General features: G+C 71.0%; 12 protein-coding genes. 8 read left to right on the top strand and 4 right to left on the bottom strand.

Annotated features, from left to right (window positions below):
• Positions 1-126: 126 nt before the first annotated feature.
• The 4 genes from AB0O28_RS15815 (at position 127) to AB0O28_RS15800 (ending at position 3,096) form a co-directional block, all read left to right on the top strand.
• Positions 127-552 (top strand): nuclear transport factor 2 family protein, encoded by a 426-nt coding sequence (locus AB0O28_RS15815; RefSeq protein ID WP_363640567.1) that lies wholly within the window; start codon positions 127-129, stop codon positions 550-552.
• A 161-nt stretch (positions 553-713) separates the two neighbouring features.
• A complete protein-coding gene (locus AB0O28_RS15810) occupies positions 714-1,175 on the top strand; it encodes a MarR family winged helix-turn-helix transcriptional regulator (protein ID WP_363640565.1) in 462 nt (153 codons plus the stop codon).
• A gap of 39 nt (positions 1,176-1,214) precedes the next feature.
• Positions 1,215-2,492: an MFS transporter gene (locus AB0O28_RS15805; protein ID WP_363640563.1), complete on the top strand. Its 1,278-nt coding sequence runs from the start codon at positions 1,215-1,217 to the stop codon at positions 2,490-2,492.
• A 199-nt stretch (positions 2,493-2,691) separates the two neighbouring features.
• The gene (locus AB0O28_RS15800; RefSeq protein WP_363640561.1) at positions 2,692-3,096 is read left to right on the top strand and encodes an STAS domain-containing protein; all 405 of its coding nucleotides are present in this window, start codon (positions 2,692-2,694) and stop codon (positions 3,094-3,096) included.
• A 175-nt stretch (positions 3,097-3,271) separates the two neighbouring features.
• Here AB0O28_RS15800 and AB0O28_RS15795 read toward each other — a convergent pair whose 3' ends face one another.
• The 3 genes from AB0O28_RS15795 to AB0O28_RS15785 all read right to left on the bottom strand — a co-directional run bounded on the left by AB0O28_RS15795 (position 3,272) and on the right by AB0O28_RS15785 (position 6,531).
• The gene (locus AB0O28_RS15795) at positions 3,272-4,429 is read right to left on the bottom strand and encodes a lactate 2-monooxygenase (RefSeq protein WP_363640559.1); all 1,158 of its coding nucleotides are present in this window, start codon (positions 4,427-4,429) and stop codon (positions 3,272-3,274) included.
• 123 nt (positions 4,430-4,552) lie between these two features.
• Positions 4,553-5,296: an SDR family NAD(P)-dependent oxidoreductase gene (locus tag AB0O28_RS15790; protein WP_363640557.1), complete on the bottom strand. Its 744-nt coding sequence runs from the start codon at positions 5,294-5,296 to the stop codon at positions 4,553-4,555.
• Entirely contained in the window at positions 5,293-6,531 is a 1,239-nt protein-coding gene (locus AB0O28_RS15785; protein WP_363640555.1) for an acyl-CoA dehydrogenase family protein, read from the bottom strand. Before AB0O28_RS15785 ends, AB0O28_RS15790 begins: the two co-directional genes overlap by 4 nt.
• A gap of 98 nt (positions 6,532-6,629) precedes the next feature.
• Between AB0O28_RS15785 and AB0O28_RS15780 the strand changes: the two genes are divergently transcribed.
• The 3 genes from AB0O28_RS15780 to AB0O28_RS15770 all read left to right on the top strand — a co-directional run bounded on the left by AB0O28_RS15780 (position 6,630) and on the right by AB0O28_RS15770 (position 12,757).
• The gene (locus AB0O28_RS15780) at positions 6,630-7,271 is read left to right on the top strand and encodes a helix-turn-helix domain-containing protein (protein ID WP_363640553.1); all 642 of its coding nucleotides are present in this window, start codon (positions 6,630-6,632) and stop codon (positions 7,269-7,271) included.
• A gap of 369 nt (positions 7,272-7,640) precedes the next feature.
• Positions 7,641-8,063: a DUF6098 family protein gene (locus AB0O28_RS15775; RefSeq protein ID WP_363640551.1), complete on the top strand. Its 423-nt coding sequence runs from the start codon at positions 7,641-7,643 to the stop codon at positions 8,061-8,063.
• Positions 8,064-8,254: 191 nt separating this feature from the next.
• Positions 8,255-12,757: a HAMP domain-containing protein gene (locus AB0O28_RS15770; protein ID WP_363640549.1), complete on the top strand. Its 4,503-nt coding sequence runs from the start codon at positions 8,255-8,257 to the stop codon at positions 12,755-12,757.
• A 9-nt stretch (positions 12,758-12,766) separates the two neighbouring features.
• Here the strand turns inward: AB0O28_RS15770 and AB0O28_RS15765 are convergent, their stop codons facing one another.
• Positions 12,767-14,080 (bottom strand): NAD(P)/FAD-dependent oxidoreductase, encoded by a 1,314-nt coding sequence (locus AB0O28_RS15765; protein ID WP_363640547.1) that lies wholly within the window; start codon positions 14,078-14,080, stop codon positions 12,767-12,769.
• Between the two features lie 523 nt (positions 14,081-14,603).
• On the opposite strand from AB0O28_RS15765, the gene AB0O28_RS15760 reads away from it, so the two are divergent.
• Positions 14,604-16,886 (top strand): cellulose binding domain-containing protein, encoded by a 2,283-nt coding sequence (locus tag AB0O28_RS15760; RefSeq protein WP_363640546.1) that lies wholly within the window; start codon positions 14,604-14,606, stop codon positions 16,884-16,886.
• Positions 16,887-16,996 lie beyond the last annotated feature (110 nt).

Below are 16,996 nucleotides of genomic sequence, written 5' to 3'. Positions count from 1 at the left end.
CCTTCCACGACGTACAGGACCCACGGCTACCCGGTGATCCACGCCCCATGCCCCCGAGAACAAATCCGGATCACGTGACTTCCGTATGATGTACGGTACGAAATACGACAACGAGAGGGCGTATTCGTGTACAAGCCGAGCGACGAGGAACTGAAGAGCGTCGAGGACTGGTTCGCCCAGTACGACGCGCTCGCCGAGCGGGGCGAGATCGAGAAGCTGGCCGGCCTCGCGGTCTTCCCGATGAACCTCGCCACCGACGTGCCGGGCGGCTTCGCCGCCGTTCGGCAGTGGACGCGCGAGGAGTACGTCGAGGCGATGCGGGAGGCCATGGGCGGCGGCACGGCGGGGCTCGGCATGGAATCGGTGCGGACGCCGCACTTTCTCAGCCCCAACCTCGTGTTCGTGGAGACCGTGGCGACGATGACGGTCGAGGGCCGGAGGGAGAGCATGCACTACGGCGATCTACTGGTACGCACCCCGGAGGGGTGGGCGTTCCAGACGATGGCACAGGGCGGCTGGGGCCACGGCTGGCCGCGGGCCACGCGCGGCTGACGCCGAGGGCCGTTCACCGGTTCGGTAGTGAGGACCCCCGCCCGCGCCGGGCGGGCGGCGTCCCCGGGGGCACTCGTCACGTTCGAGGGGGGCGATGTACCGCGTTCCGGGAAGTTGTATAGGCTTCCTATGTAAATTCGGTCCCGTCCGGAGGAACACCTGTGTCCGTCACCCCGAGCGCCGATCACTCCGAGGATTCGCACGCGGTCTCGGCCGTCCTGGACGACCTCGCGGTGCTCGCCGTACGACGGCTGTCCACGCGTGAGATCAGCCTCACGGCCGCGACGACCCTGTCGTACCTGGACCGGAACGGCCCGGCACGGCTCAGCGCGCTCGCCGCGGAGCAGGGCGTCACCCAGCCGTCGATGACCCAGCTCGTGCAGCGCCTGGAACGCGAAGGGCTGGTGAGCCGCGGCGTCGACGCTCAGGACGGCCGGGCGGTGCTGGTCGGCGTCACCGACGCGGGCCGCGCGCTGCTGGCCGAACGGCGCCGCCGGCGCAGAGAGCGGCTCGACGAGATGCTCGGCACGCTGCCCCCCGGCGAACTGCGCGAGCTGACGCGGGTCGCCGGCGAGTTCCTCCCCCTGCTCCGGCGTCTCCTCCAGAGCGCGCCCCAGGAGTAGGGGCCGGTCGGCTCCCCCTCGCTACTACCAGGAGGTCCGGTGAGCTCTGCTCATGCCCCCGTCTCCAATCCCTTCAAGCAGCCGAAGGCGGTCTGGGCCGTCGCCTTCGCCTGCGTGATCTCCTTCATGGGGATCGGGCTGGTGGACCCGATCCTGCCGGCCCTCAGCGAGAAGCTGCACGCCACGCCCAGCCAGGTGTCGCTGCTGTTCACGAGCTACCTGGTCGTCACCGCGGTGGCCATGCTGATCACCGGCTGGGTCTCCAGCCGGATCGGCGCCAAGCGCACGCTCATCGCGGGTCTCGCCCTGATCGTGGTGTTCGCCGCGCTGGCCGGTGCGTCCGGCGGGATCGGCGGCATCGTCGGCTTCCGGGCCGGCTGGGGCCTCGGCAACGCCTTGTTCATCGCCACCTCACTCGCCGTCATCGTCGCGTCCAGCAGCGGCGGCTTCGCCGGGGCGATCATCCTGTACGAGACCGCGCTCGGCGTCGGCATCGCGGTCGGCCCGCTGCTCGGCGGCACCCTCGGCGGCATCAGCTGGCGCGGCCCGTTCTACGGCGTGGCCGTCCTGATGGCGATCGCCCTGATCGCCACCGTGGTCCTGGTCCGTCCCCTGCCCACGCCGGCGAGGAGGACCAGCGTCGCCGACCCGATCAAGGCCCTGCGCCACCGCGGTCTGCTCATCCTGGGCCTGACCGCGCTCTGCTACAACTGGGGCTTCTTCACCGTGCTGGGCTACGCGCCGTACCCGATGGAGCTCGACGAGCACCAGCTCGGCCTCGTCTTCACCGCCTGGGGAATCCTCGTCGCGATCTTCTCGGTCTTCGGCGCCCCGCGGTTGCAGGCCCGTTTCGGCATCGCCCGCACGCTGTACGCCAACCTGGTGCTGTTCAGCCTCGACATCCTGATGATCGCGTTGTTCACCGACAACCGGGTCGTCGTGATCTGCGGCGTGATCGTGGCGGGGATCTTCATCGGCGTCAACAACACCGTCACCACTCAGGCGGTCATGACCGTCTCCCCCGTGGAGCGGCCGGTCGCCTCCGCGGCGTACGGCTTCATCCGCTTCATCGGCGGCGGCCTCGCGCCCTTCGTCGCGGGCAAGCTCGCCGAGCACTTCGACAGTCAGCACGCGCCTTTCTACATGGGGGCCGCCGCCGTGCTCCTCGGCGCGGTGATCCTCACCGCCGCGCACCGGCAGCTCGGCGAGGCCGAGCGCGCGCAGGCGGCCGAGATGGCCGCCGCCGACCCGGCCACGGCGCGGCGGGAGGAACTGGAGGAGGAGGCCCTGGCCGAGGACATCGGCTCGGCCACCTGATCGACGCGCCGGACGCGGAAGCGGCGGCGGCCCCCGTCGCCGCTTCCGGCGCGCGGGCACCACCCGTGCGGATCTCCCGATCGTTTTGCCGCCGGCGCGGGAATGGCTTGGCCCGCCCGGTTGTGGTTACTCATGTCTGGGCTGGTCGTGGCCTTCAGAAGTGAGGGGATGCGGTCGGCCGCAACGACGGGACTACCGAATGGGTCCCGAAGTTCCCCCCGCCTTCGCGTCCGGGCACGAGCCACCCCGGCAGGAAGCACCCCACGGCGGAGCCGCCGCGAGCCCGTGGACCGGACTGACGCGGATCATCGCGTGCGGGGAGATCGACATGTGCACGGCCGGCCGCCTCCACGGAGGCGTTCTCGACGTCCTGCGGCGGCAGCGGCCGGACCGCATCGAGATCGACCTCGCGGGAGTCACCTTCCTCGACGCGTCCGGCGTACGCGCGCTGCTCAAGAGCCGGGCCGCCGCGGCCAAGGTGGGATGCCGGCTCACGGTGGTCGAGCCGGGCCGCATGGCCCGCAGAATCCTGGAGATCGTCGGCCTGCTCGAGACCTTCGGCCTGGCCGCGGCGCCGCCGGACTCGCCCCGCTGTCACCGCTGACCGTCGGGCCCCGGTCACCGGTCTCCACGCGTACGCAGCTCCCCGGTGTCGACCAGATACTCGGCGACCTCCACCAGTTTGGTTGCCCGCATCATGACGCCGTCATGCTCTGACGGGGAGCGCCGGGGCAGCGGAATTTCCGGGCACCATGGGGCTCGGTCGCGCGAGGGCCGCGTCAGAGCCGGGTGAGCAGGTCGGGGGTGAGCGCGGCGACGCCGGCGCACCCGGACAGCGCCAGGGTGAGATCGGTTTCCGCCAGGAGGCAGCGGATCACGTGCTCCACCCCCGCCTGGCCGTCCAGGCCCAGTCCGTACGCGTACGGACGCCCGAGCAGCACGGTCCTCGCGCCGAGCGCGAGCGCCTTGACGACGTCGTCCCCGGTGCGGACGCCGCCGTCGAACAGCACGGTCAGCCGGTCGGCCACGGCGTCGGCCACGGCCGGCAGGGCGTCGGCCGCCCCGATCGAGCCGTTGACCTGGCGTCCGCCGTGGTTGGAGACGACGACGCCGTCCATTCCCGCGTCGGCGGCCAGGCGGGCGTCGTCGGGGTGCAGGACGCCTTTCAACACGATCGGGCCGTCCCAGTGCTCGCGGAGCAGCGCGAGGTCGGGCCACGTCTTGCCCGGGTCGCCGAACATCCCCACGAAGTGCAGGACGGCGGCGTTCGGGTCCTCGTGCACGGGCCGGGCGAGCCCGGCCTGGAACGCCGGGTCGGTGAAGTAGTTGGCGGTGCCGACACCGCGCAGGAACGGCAGATACGCCTGGTCGAGGTCGCGGGGCCGCCAGGCCAGCAGCGGGGTGTCGAGGGTGACGACGAGCACGGTGAACCCCGCCGCCTTGGCCCGCGCGAGAAAGCTGAGAGTGACCTCGCGGTCCTTGCCCCAGTAGAGCTGGAACCAGCGCTCGCCCTCCCCCATGGCCGCCGCCACGTCCTCCATCGGCGTGCTGGACGCCGACGACAAGGCGAAGGGCACGCCCACCGCGGCCGCCGCCCGGGCGGCGGCCCGCTCGGCCTCGGGATGCATGATCGACAACACGCCGATCGGCGCCAGCGCCAGCGGCGCGGGCAGCCTTCTGCCGAGCACGGTCACCGACATGTCACGTTCGCGCACGTCGCGGAGCATGCGCGGCACGATCCGCCAGCGGTCGAGCGCCTCACGGTTGGCGCGCTCGGTGCGCCCGCTGCCCGCGCTCCCGGCGACGTAGCCCACCGCGCCCGGGCCGAGCCTCCGCTCGGCCATCTCCTCAAGCCGGGTCAGGTCGGTCGGCAACCGGGGCACGGTCCCCGTCATGCCGTTGAGATAGATCTCGTACTGGAAGTCCGCCCAGCTCATCGCGCTCGCCCTCGCTCCGCTTCCACCCGGCCACAGCCCCGGCGGCTCCTGGCGAACACATTATCGGGAACCGATCACCGGACCTCGCGCGCCGTTCCTCCCACGACTTCGGCCGCCGACCGATCAGCGGGGGCCGGGGGCGTGGCGGAAGAGGAACGGCCGGCTCTCCCGGCCCGGCACGACGAACCAGCACTCGCCGGTGCCCTCGCTCGCCAGCAGCGAGAAGAACGCGTCGACGACCGTCCCGACGTCGAGGATGGGGAACTTCATCTCGTCCAGCAGCGCCTTGATGTCGGTGTCCAGGATCGCGGTGTCCGCGAACGACGGGCACAGCGCCTGCACCCGGATGCCGAGGGGCTCCAACTGCGGGCCGAGCGAGCGGACGAGGCCGACGACCGCGTGCTTGTTGGCCGCGTAGACGGGATCTTGCGGAATGCCCACGATCCCCGCCATGCTGGCGGTGACCACGATCACGCCTCCGGTCCTCATCGCCGGCAGCGCGGCGTGCACGCCGAAGACGACGCCGTCGAGGTTGACCCCCATCACGCGCCGGTAGCGGGCGAGGTCGAAATCCTCGCCGAGCCCGAATCCCGAGGCGACGCCGGCGTTGAGGAAGGCGAGGTCGAGCCGCCCGTGCCGCTCGACGGCGAGCGCGACGGCGGCCTGGTTGTCCTCCAGCCGCGACACGTCCGTGCGGACGAAGGCGGCGCCGATCTCCTCGGCGGTGCGCGCACCGGCCTCGGCGTCGACGTCGGCCAGCACGACGTGCGCGCCGCGGGCGGCCAGGCGGCGGGCCACGCCCGCGCCGATGCCGCCCGCGCCTCCGGTGACGAGCGCGACCTTGCCGGCGATGTCGTCGGTGTTCACAGGGGCAGCCCTCCCGTCGCGGCCCTGGTGGAGCCGGTGGCCCGATATGCCTCGATTGTTCGTTCCGCGATACGCATCTGGTGAATCTCGTCGGCGCCGTCGGCGAAACGGGCCCATCGCGCGTGCTGGAACATGCGCGCCAGCGGGGTGTCGGTGGAGTAGCCGAGCGCTCCGTGGACCTGGATGGCCCGGTCGACGATCCGGTTCAGACTGTTCGCGACGAAGTGCTTGGCCATCGAGACCTCGGTGCGGAAGTCCTCACCCTTGTCGATCTTCGATGCGGCGTGCAGCACCATGAGCTTGCACTGGTAGAGCTCCATGGCCGAGTCGGCGATCATCCACTGCACGCCCTGCTTGTCGGCGAGCAGGGACCCGTGGCTGAACCTGTCCAGCGCCCTGCCCACCATCATGTCGAGCGCCGTCTCCGCCTGCGATATCCACCGCATGCAGTGCGCCAGCCGGGCCGGGCCGAGACGGTGCTGGCCCAGCCGATGACCGTTGCCCCGCCCGCCGAGCACGGCGGCATCCGGCACGCGCAGGTCGGTGATGACGATCTCGCTGTGGCCGGTCGAGCCGTGCATGGTCTCGATCTCGCGTACGTCGTTCCAGCCGTCGGCGGGCAGGTCCACGAGGAAGGCCGTGTTGGCGCCCCGGGCGCCCTCGGGCAGGTCGAACTCGGTCTTCGCGATCAGGATGGCGAAACTCGCCCGGCGGGCGTTCGAGATGAACCACTTGTGCCCGTTGATCACCCATTCGTCGCCGTCCTTGACGGCGTGCGTACGGATGAGGGTCGGGTCGGAGCCGGCCACCTCGGGCTCGGTCATCGCGAAGCACGACATCTTCACCCCGTCGAGCAGCGGCCGCAGGTAACGCTCCTTCTGCTCGCCGGTGCCCCAGTGCAGCAACGTGTGCATGTTCCCCTCGTCGGGAGCCGCGCAGTTGAGCACCCAGGGGCCGAGCCTGGTCTTGGCCGCCTCGGCCTGCACCATCGCCAGTTCGACGTGGCCGAGGCCCATGCCGCCCCACTCCTCGGGCATGTGCGGCAGCCAGAGCCCCTCCTCCTTCGCCCTGCGGCGCAGGCCGACGATCGTGCGCAGGTACTCCTCGCGGCTGAGGGCCTTGTCCTCCGAGTCCTCGAACGGCCTGACCGCCGGGATCACGACCTCCTGGACGAACGTCCGCACCCGCGCGCGTATCTCCTCGTGCTCGGGGGCGAGCGTGAAATCGATGGCCATGATCCTCCCGCGGGCCCATTAATGCGACTGACATGTCAAATAATGCAATCGCCTGAAATACCGTATCCTTCGGCCGTACGAGCGACAAGGGAGGCGCGATGCCGTCGGAGACCACGGTCCGGAGGCTCGTGGACGCGGCCGAGCACCTGTTCGCCGAGCGCGGCATCGACGCGGTCTCGCTGCGCGAGATCAACGCCGCCGCCGGGCAGCGCAACTCCACCGCGCTGCAGTACCACTTCGGCGACCGCGCCGGGCTGCTGAAGGCGGTGCTCGCCAAGCATCGGCCGGAGATCGAGGCACGACGCCACCAGCTCCTGGACGAGTACGAGGCACGCGGCCCGCTGCCCCAGGCCGACGCCCTGCGTTCGCTCGCCGCCGCGCTCGTCCGCCCGGCCGCCGCGAAGCTGGCCGACCCGGACGGCGGGCGTGACTATCTGCGCGTCATGGAGCAACTGGTCCACCGCGTGCCGCCCAGCCTCCCCGAGGACGGCGGCGGCAGCATCGGCCGCTGGCGTGAACTGGTCGCCCCCCTACTGCCCGAGGCCGCCGTGCGCCTGCACCAACGCTTCATGGCGATCCGCATGACGTACGTGGAGCTCGCCCGCCGGGCGGGCGGCCCTGCGGGCCGCGACGACCGGCTGTTCACCGGCCATCTGATCGACGTGGTCGCGGCGGTCCTCGCGAGCGAGGTCTCCGACGAGACCGCCCGACTCCTCGCCGAGCGCGACCAGCGCCCCTGACGATCGGCGCCAAGCCGGCCCGGTTCGGCTTCCGCCCCGGACGGCGCCGGCCCACGGCGGCTCGCATCCTTCCCGGGTTTGCCCTTCCGGCAGGTGGGGAGGGGAGGACAGCACCGCCGGGGCATGGTTGCGGACAGCCTGTTTCGGCCTTCACGGTGGTCCGGAAAGGAGGAACGATGACCGAGCCTCAGCAGCCCGAGCTCCGGCGTTCCGGCGGGGGCGGCGGCGTTCCGCCGGACCAGCGGCCTCCGTACCCCGCATGAGCTCGCGGCACGAGTGACACGACGTGCGCTCGGGACGGGCCGGGACGCGGAGGGGACACCGCACCCGGTTGCCGCCCCGGACGGATGGAGGCAATCGGGAGCGCGGGTGAGCGAGATACCGACCATCAAGAGCCTGGACGAGCTGACCGAGCTCGTCGAAAACCGGCCAAGCCTGTACCTGCGGTATTCCAAGGGTCCCGACGCCGACGCCGGCAAGCCGAGCGTCGACTACGAGAGCCGTCTGGAACTACCCGGCCTGTCGGTGACCGTGCTCGACGCCGAGCAGTGGTGGACCCTCCCGCTGCGTGACTGGCTGGCGCGACAGATCTGCAAGTACACCCACCTGGCCGAGAAGGACGAGGAGCGGCACGCGTGGGTGCTCACCGGACGTGTCGTGGCTCGCGGCCCCGACCACGAGCCGCTCATCGACCGGGTCGAGCCGGTCGCGTGGCTCGACGACTCCGTGGTCGAGCAGGCGCGCGAGCACTACGAGAAGGTGTTCGACGCAGGCCGCGACTCCACCGGCTGAGATCCGGGGGCGCGGCCATCCGCCCCAAGTCCTCCGATCAGCGCGGAGATCGTTCGACGGGTAATCTTCAGGCCGGTGTGCCCGCTCCGGTCGCTCGCAGGGCGCGACGCGTTCAGCGGTGCTTTATATGCTTCTTTCTGCCTTGTCAGAGGGCGATCGCGAGGGTGGACATGGTCGAAAGAGCAGGCACGGTGAAGCGCGCGAGATCCACGCGTGCCGCGGGCGATGATCCCGAGCTGGATCTGCGGCAGCTCCTGGCCGGCCTCACCGCCGTACGGGACGGCGACTTCGGCACCCGGCTGCCGGACGAGGGAGACGGCCTGCTGAAGGAGATCGCCACCGTCTTCAACGGGATGGTCGACCAGCTGTCCCTGTTCACCTCCGAGGTGACGCGCGTGGCACGGGAGGTGGGCACCGAGGGCCAGCTCGGCGGCCAGGCCGAGGTGCCGGGAGTCTCGGGCACCTGGAAGGACCTCACCGACTCGGTGAACGCGATGGCGGGCAACCTCACCAGCCAGGTCCGCTCGATCGCCGAGGTCACCACCGCCGTCGCCAAGGGCGACCTCTCCCAGAAGATCACCGTCGACGCCCGCGGCGAGATCCTCGAACTCAAGAACACCGTCAACACCATGGTCGACCAGCTCTCGTCCTTCGCCGACGAGGTCACCCGCGTCGCCCGCGAAGTCGGCACCGAGGGCCAGCTCGGCGGCCAGGCGCAGGTGCCCGGCGTCGCCGGAACCTGGCGCGACCTCACCGACTCCGTCAACTCGATGGCCGGCAACCTCACCAGCCAGGTCCGCTCCATCGCCGAGGTCACCACCGCCGTCGCCAAGGGCGACCTCTCCCAGAAGATCACCGTCGACGCCCGCGGCGAGATCCTCGAACTCAAGAACACCGTCAACACCATGGTCGACCAGCTCTCGTCCTTCGCCGACGAGGTCACCCGCGTCGCCCGCGAAGTCGGCACCGAAGGCCAGCTCGGCGGCCAGGCCGACGTCAAGGGCGTCTCCGGCACCTGGCGCGACCTCACCGACTCGGTGAACTTCATGGCCGGCAACCTCACCAGCCAGGTCCGCAACATCTCCCAGGTCGCCACGGCGGTGGCCCGCGGCGACCTGTCGCAGAAGATCACGGTCGAGGCCAAGGGCGAGGTCGCCGCGCTCGCCCAGACCATCAACACCATGGTCGACACGCTGAGCGCCTTCGCCGACGAGGTCACCCGCGTCGCCCGCGAAGTCGGCACCGAAGGACGGCTGGGCGGCCAGGCCGACGTCAAGGGCGTCTCCGGCACCTGGAAGGCGCTGACCGAGTCGGTGAACGTCATGGCCGACAACCTCACCGACCAGGTGCGCAGCATCGCCGAGGTGACCACCGCGGTCGCCAAGGGCGACCTGTCGCAGAAGATCCGCGTCGACGCCCGGGGCGAGATCCTGGAGCTGAAGGAGACCATCAACACGATGGTCGACCAGCTCTCGTCCTTCGCCGACGAGGTCACCCGCGTCGCCCGCGAGGTCGGCACCGAGGGGCGGCTGGGCGGCCAGGCCACCGTACGCGGGGTGTCGGGCACCTGGAAGGACCTCACCGACTCCGTCAACGTGATGGCGTCCAACCTCACCAGCCAGGTCCGCTCCATCGCCCAGGTCGCCACGGCCGTCGCCAAGGGCGACCTGTCGCAGAAGATCACGGTCGAGGCCAAGGGCGAGGTCGCCGCGCTCGCCCAGACCATCAACACCATGGTCGACACGCTGAGCGCGTTCGCCGACGAGGTCACCCGCGTCGCCCGCGAGGTCGGCACCGAGGGCCAGCTCGGCGGGCAGGCCCGGGTGCCCAACGTCGCGGGCACCTGGAAGGACCTCACCGACAACGTCAACTCGATGGCCGACAACCTGACCAACCAGGTGCGCTCGATCGCCGAGGTCACGACGGCCGTCGCCCAGGGCGACCTGACCAAGAAGATCGACGTGGTCGCCCGGGGCGAGATCCTCGCGCTGAAGACGACCATCAACACGATGGTCGACCAGCTGTCCTCGTTCGCCGCCGAGGTGACCCGCGTCGCCCGCGAGGTCGGCAGTGAGGGACGGCTGGGCGGGCAGGCCGAGGTCGAGGGCGTGTCGGGCACCTGGAAGCGGCTGACCGAGAACGTCAACGAGCTGGCCGGCAACCTCACCCGTCAGGTCCGCGCGATCGCCGAGGTGACCAGCGCGGTCACCTCCGGCGACCTGACCCGCTCCATCACCGTGGACGCCGAGGGCGAGCTGGCCGACCTCAAGGACAACGTCAACTCCATGGTGGAGTCGCTGCGCGAGTCGACCAGGGCTAACCAGGAGCAGGACTGGCTCAAGACCAACCTCGCCCGCATCTCCGGGCTCATGCAGGGCCACCGCGACCTGTCCACGGTCGCCGAGCTGGTCATGAACGAGCTGGCCCCGCTGGTCGACGCGCAGTACGGCACGTTCCTGCTGGCCGAGGAGACCCCGGCGGGCGCGGAGCTGCGGGTGGTCGGCTGCTACGGCCACCGCGAGACCTCGCGCCGGTACGCCTTCGGCGACTCGCTGGTCGGCCAGGCCGCGCAGGCCAGGCGGACGATCCTGGTGGAGGACATCCCGCCGGGGTACCTGACGGTGTCGTCCAGCCTCGGCCAGGCGGGGCCCGTCGGCCTCATCGTGCTGCCCATCGTGGTCGAGGACCAGGTGCTCGGCGTGATCGAGCTGGCCAGCCTCGGGCGCTTCACCACGATCCACCGGCATTTCCTGGAGCAGCTCGTCGAGACGATCGGCGTCAACGTCAACACGATCGTGGCCAACGCCCGCACCGACGCGCTGCTGGCCGAGTCGCAGCGGCTCGCCACCGAGCTCCAGGTGCGGCAGGAGGAGTTGCAGCGCTCGAACGCCGAGCTGGAGGAGAAGGCGGAGCTGCTGGCCCAGCAGAACCGCGACATCGAGACCAAGAACAGCGAGATCGAGCAGGCCCGCCAGGAGCTGGAGGACCGGGCCCAGCAGCTCGCGCTGGCCTCGAAGTACAAGAGCGAGTTCCTCGCCAACATGAGCCACGAGCTGCGCACCCCGCTCAACTCACTGCTCATCCTGGCGCAGCTGCTCGCCCAGAACCCCACCCGCAACCTGACGCCCAAGCAGGTGGAGTACGCCAACGTCATCCACTCGGCCGGCACCGACCTGCTCCAGCTCATCAACGACATCCTCGACCTGTCCAAGATCGAGGCCGGCAAGATGGACATCACGCCGGAGCCGGTCAGCCTGCGTCAGCTCCTCGACTACGTGGACGCCAACTTCCGCCCGCTGACCACGCAGAAGGGCCTGCGGTTCGGGGTCACCGTGGCCTCCGACGTGCCGGCCCGGCTGCTCACCGACGAGCAGCGACTGCGGCAGGTGCTGCGCAACCTGCTGTCGAACGCGGTCAAGTTCACCGAGGAGGGCTCGGTCGAGCTGCGGATCGAACGGGCGGCCGGCGTGGACCTGCCGGACGCCGGCGGCCAGGACATCCTGGCCTTCCACGTGGTGGACACCGGCATCGGCATCGCCGCCGAGAACCTCTCGCAGATCTTCGACGCCTTCCAGCAGGCCGACGGCACGACCAGCCGCAAGTACGGCGGGACCGGTCTCGGCCTGTCGATCAGCCGCGAGATCGCGACCCTGCTCGGCGGCGAGATCCGCGCCACCAGCACACTGGGCGAGGGCAGCACGTTCACGCTCTACCTCCCGCAGGCCCACTTCGACGACGCCGGAAGGGCCGAAGCGGAGCCGCCGGTGCTCGCCCCGCAGCCGGCGCCCGCCGCGGCGCGGGCCCCGTACGGCAGGGATGGCAGGGACGACAGCGGGGCGCGGCGCCGTCTCCTGGTCGTCGAGGCCAGGGCCGGCGGCCTGCTGTCCATGCTGGCGCAGAGCGTCGCGGCCGACCTGCGCGACACCCACGGGCCGGTCCAGGTGTCGACCGCGAACGACGCCCACTCGGCGCTGTCGATGCTGCGGCAGGAGAGCGTCCACTGCGTCGTGCTCGACCTCGGCATGCCCCACGACGCCGCGGTCGACTTCCTGAAAGGGCTCGACTCCGATCCCGTGCTGCGTGCGCTGCCGGTGCTCGCGCACCACTCGCGCAAGTTGTCACGCCCGCAGGAGGATCTGCTGCAGGTGCGCTCCCGCAACCAGCCGCTGGAGCGCCTGCCCAGCCTCGACGAGCTGCGTGAGCGGATCACCCTGCACCTGTCCGCGGAGGAGCCCGGCGACGTCCTGCCGCTCGTGCAGGCCGCCTCGGACGAGGGGGCGCAGGATGTCGGGAAGGTCGACAGCGCGCTGGTCGGCCGCAAGGTGCTGGTCGTCGACGACGACGTGCGCAACGTCTTCGCGCTCACCACGATCCTGGAACTGCACGGCATGCAGGTGCTGTACGCGGAGAACGGCCGCAAGGGCCTCGAGGTGCTGATGCGCAACGACGACGTCGACCTGGTGCTGATGGACGTCATGATGCCGGAGATGGACGGCTACGCCGCCACCACCGCCATCCGGTCGATGCCGCGCTTCGCCCAGCTGCCGATCATCGCGGTCACCGCCAAGGCCATGCACGGCGACCGGGAGAAGACGCTGTCGTCGGGCGCGAGCGACTACGTGACCAAGCCGGTCGACGCCGAGGAGCTCATGCTGTGCATGCAGCGCTGGCTGGACCTGCCCGGCGACAGGTAGGCCGGGCCCTCAGCGCTGACGAGCCGACGCCGGGGCGGCGCGGCGGCCCCGGGCCGGCGCCCCCCGGTTCAGGTCCCGGTTCAGGTCCGCAAGGACCGCCCGCGCGGCCCGCCGTCCGGAGACGAGTGCGCCCTGGTGGGAACCGGTGTCCCGGTGGTCGCCGCACACGTAGCGCCGGACGCCGAGGCCCACCTCTTCCAGCCGGACCGGGCGGCGCAGCGGCATCGGAGGCGGCATCGCGGGCAGGGCCGCCTCGATCGCGTAGGTGGCGACGTGCTCCCACGCGGAGGTGTCGCCGTAGATCTCGGTCAGCCTGACCCGCACCCGGGGCTCGTCCCCGGCGGTGTGCACGCCGAGGACCGACGTGGAGATCAGGGCGCGGCCGTCGGCGGAGTACTCGGGCGCGGCGTCGGTGAGCACGATCGTGTCGGTGATCACCCCGTGCGCGTCCACGATCAGCGTGGGCTCACCCAGGGGCGAGGACGGAGCGGCGTGGTAGAACGTCGTGACCGGCCGCATCGCCGGCACCGGCAGGCCGGGCACCAGCCGTCCGGCCGTGGGCGGATCGACGGCGACCACCACGGCACGCGCCTCCGCCTCGCCTCCACCGGCGAGCGCCACGCCCTCGGAGGTCAGCGCGCTCACCGGCGTCTCCAGCGAGATCGCGTCCCGCGGCAGGCGGTCGGCGAGCTGCGCGGGGATCCGCTCCATGCCGAGAGCCGGCACGCCGATCCTCCCCCGCGAGAACGACCTCCACAGCAGGTGGAAGATCCGGCCGGAGGTCTCCAGCTCCCGTTCCAGCACGACTCCCGCGAGGAGGGGACGGAAGAGCCTCTCGACGATCTCCGGGGACGCGCCCCAGTGCCGCAGCTCGGCCAGGGTGGTGCGCTCGGCGCCGCCGCGCCGCCGTACGAGGGAGTCGGGCAGCAGCAGGTCGCGACCGGTCACCGCGACCAGCACGGCCTTGTCGAACGGCGTGCCCACGGGAGCGAGCAGGCCACTGAGCGCGTGTCGTGGATGCCGCCACGGCAGCGCCACCCGCTCGCGCCGGCCGTCCCGGAAGATCATCGCTCCGTTGGTGAACCGCCGCAGGTCCAGCGCGCCGATGTCGAGGACCCGGGCGACCTCCGGATAGCTCGTGTTGAAGATCTGGAAGCCCCGATCGACGCGGAAGCCGTCCACCAGATCGGTGCGGACCCGGCCGCCCACACCGTCCGACGCCTCCAGCACCCGGACCGCCACACCCGCCCTGTGCAGGTGCCAGGCGCAGGCCAGGCCCGCGAGTCCCGCTCCGACGACGATCACCGTGGCAGGCTGTGGCATCGGGTCCCCCTTTCCGATCGCCGCCGTACGGCGACGGCTCCTTCAGGGAATTCGCACCGGCGGGAGCCGGCGGATGCAGCGGCGCCGCGGCCCGCCCTTCAGGCGGACCCGCTCCGGCGCCACGCGTCGAGGGCCGCCCGGCCGTGCCCCGGGCAGAGATCGAGCAGAGATCAGATCTGTGCTCGTTCACAGATCGGCGGGGCGGGCTGGAGGTGAAAGTTTCAGTGATCGGCGGGTGGTGCCCCCGCGCAGGCGGAACGCGGGATCCCGGCCTGTCATGGCTCCTACCAGCCGGAGATCCGTACGTCCCCACGCGTCCGATGATTGCGTTCACATCAGCGAACCGGAGGCGATTGACCGCACCGCCGGTTTCGCGTTGTGATGGCGCACCCGGCACCCCGCGCCCGGGGCCCGGCCCGACCTCCGGAGGTCCCGCACCGGAAACCCGATCACGCGCCCGGCGCGTTCCGGGCGCCGTCAGGGCTCTGCCGCCGCCCCCCATCGGCACCCCCTTGGAGTTTGGATGACCACACGACGAAGATCCGCGCTGTTCGCCGCCGTGGCCACGGCCGCCGCACTCGCGGGGGCCGGAGTCCTGCCCGCCCTGCCGGCCGCCGCGGCGGCGGGCTGCCGGGTGGACTACCAGGTGACCAACCAGTGGCAGGACGGCTTCGGAGCCGCCGTCACGATCACCAATCTCGGCGACGCGGTCAACGGCTGGACGCTCACCTGGTCGTACGCCGCGGGCCAGACCGTCACGCAGGCGTGGAACGCCACGGTCAGCCAGAGCGGCACGCAGGTCAGCGCCAAGGACGCCGGCTACAACGCGTCGATTCCCACCGGCGGCACCGCGTCGTTCGGCTTCAACGGCTCGTGGAACAACTCCTCCAACCCCGTGCCCGCGAGTTTCTCGCTCAACGGCACCACCTGCACCGGCGGGGTCACGAGCAGTCCCAGTGCGAGTCCGACCCGGTCGCCCTCGGCAAGCCCCACGCCGAGCCCCACTCCCAGCCCCACGCCGAGCCCCTCCGCGAGCCCGACGAGCATCCCGGCGGGCGCGCGGCAGATGGAGGACCTGAACCGCGGGCTCATCAGCGTACGGTCCGGCAGCGGCAACCTGGTCTCCTGGCGGCTGCTCGGCACCGAGAGCATCGGCACCGGGTTCAACGTCTACCGGGGTTCGACCAAGCTGAACTCCTCGCCGATCACCACCTCCACGAACTACCTCGACTCCGGGGCCGCCGCCGACGCCACCTACACCGTGCGGGCCGTGGTGAACGGCGCCGAGCAGGCGGCGTCGGAGACGTCGCTGCGCCTCACCGGCGGCGACCACCTCGACGTGCCCATCCAGCCGCCGTCCGGCGGCACCACGCCCGACGGGGTCGCCTACACCTACAGCGCCAACGACGCGAGCGTGGGCGACCTGGACGGCGACGGACAGTACGAGTTCGTGCTGAAGTGGGACCCGTCCAACGCCAAGGACAACTCCCAGTCCGGCTACACCGGCAACGTGTTCGTCGACGCGTACAAGCTCAACGGCACCCGCATGTGGCGGATCGACCTCGGCCGCAACATCCGCGCCGGCGCCCACTACACCCAGTTCCAGGTGTACGACTACGACGGCGACGGCAGGGCCGAGGTGGCGATGAAGACCGCCGACGGCACCAAGGACGGCACCGGCGTCGTCATCGGCAGTTCCTCGGCCGACTACCGCAACTCCTCCGGCTACGTCCTGTCCGGTCCCGAATACCTGACCATGTTCAACGGCCAGACCGGCAAGGCGATGTCCACGGTCAACTACGACCCGCCGCGCGGCACGGTCTCCTCCTGGGGCGACAACTACGGCAACCGGGTCGACCGGTTCCTCGCCGCCACCGCCTACCTCGACGGGCAGCGGCCCAGCCTGATCATGTCGCGCGGCTACTACACGCGTACGGTCATCGCGGCGTGGGACTTCCGCAACGGCTCGCTCACCAAGCGATGGACGTTCGACTCCAACTCGGCCGGCAGCCAGTACACCGGCCAGGGCAACCACAACCTCGCCGTCGCCGACGTGGACGCCGACGGCAAGGACGAGATCGTCTTCGGCGCGATGGCGATCAACGACAACGGCTCCGCGCTGTGGAACACCCGCAACGGCCATGGCGACGCGCTGCACGTGGGCGACCTCGACCCGTCGCGCGCCGGGCTGGAGGTGTTCAAGGTGGACGAGGACACCAGCAAGCCCGCGGCGTGGATGGCCGACGCCCGCACCGGCTCGATCATCTGGAGCAACGCCTCCTGCGGCTGTGACAACGGGCGCGGCGTCTCCGGCGACGTCTGGGCCGGCAGCCCGGGCGCCGAGTCGTGGTCCTCCGCCGTGAGCGGGATCTTCAACACCAAGGGGCAGAACGTCGGGCGCAAGCCGGGCTCGGCGAACTTCCTCGCCTGGTGGGACGCCGACCCGGTCCGGGAACTGCTCGACGGCACCCACATCGACAAGTACGGCACGGGCGGCGACACCCGCCTGCTGACGGCGAGCGGCGTCCACTCCAACAACGGCACCAAGTCGACCCCGTCTTTGTCCGCCGACCTGTTCGGCGACTGGCGTGAGGAGGTCGTCTGGCCGACGAGCGGCAACACCGCCCTGCGGATCTACAGCACGACCACGGCGGCGAGCCGTCAGATCCACACGCTGATGCACGATCCGACCTACCGGATGGCGGTCGCCTGGCAGAACACCGCCTACAACCAGCCGCCTCACACGGGATTCTTCCTCGGGGACGGCATGGCGACGCCCTCCAGGCCGAACATCTATGTGAGGTGACCCCCGGCGGCCGCGGACGTACCTGGCGAGCGTCCGCGGCCGCCGCGGCATATGGTCCGTCGTCGCGGAGCCGGCCGGCGTGGAACCGCCTGCAGTCGTCACGCACGCGT

The sequence above is a fragment of the Microbispora sp. NPDC088329 genome (assembly GCF_040685655.1).
Taxonomy (GTDB): Bacteria; Actinomycetota; Actinomycetes; order Streptosporangiales; family Streptosporangiaceae; genus Microbispora.
This window is presented reverse-complemented; position numbering and strand designations above follow the sequence as displayed.

What these genes read in the sequence shown, in the direction of transcription:
- AB0O28_RS15800 (WP_363640561.1), top strand. Translation starts at nt 2,692, where the DNA reads ATGGGTCCCGAAGTTCCCCCCGCCTTCGCGTCCGGGCACGAGCCACCC.
- AB0O28_RS15795 (WP_363640559.1), bottom strand. Translation starts at nt 4,429, where the DNA reads ATGAGCTGGGCGGACTTCCAGTACGAGATCTATCTCAACGGCATGACG.
- AB0O28_RS15785 (WP_363640555.1), bottom strand. Translation starts at nt 6,531, where the DNA reads ATGGCCATCGATTTCACGCTCGCCCCCGAGCACGAGGAGATACGCGCG.
- AB0O28_RS15780 (WP_363640553.1), top strand. Translation starts at nt 6,630, where the DNA reads ATGCCGTCGGAGACCACGGTCCGGAGGCTCGTGGACGCGGCCGAGCAC.
- AB0O28_RS15765 (WP_363640547.1), bottom strand. Translation starts at nt 14,080, where the DNA reads ATGCCACAGCCTGCCACGGTGATCGTCGTCGGAGCGGGACTCGCGGGC.
- AB0O28_RS15760 (WP_363640546.1), top strand. Translation starts at nt 14,604, where the DNA reads ATGACCACACGACGAAGATCCGCGCTGTTCGCCGCCGTGGCCACGGCC.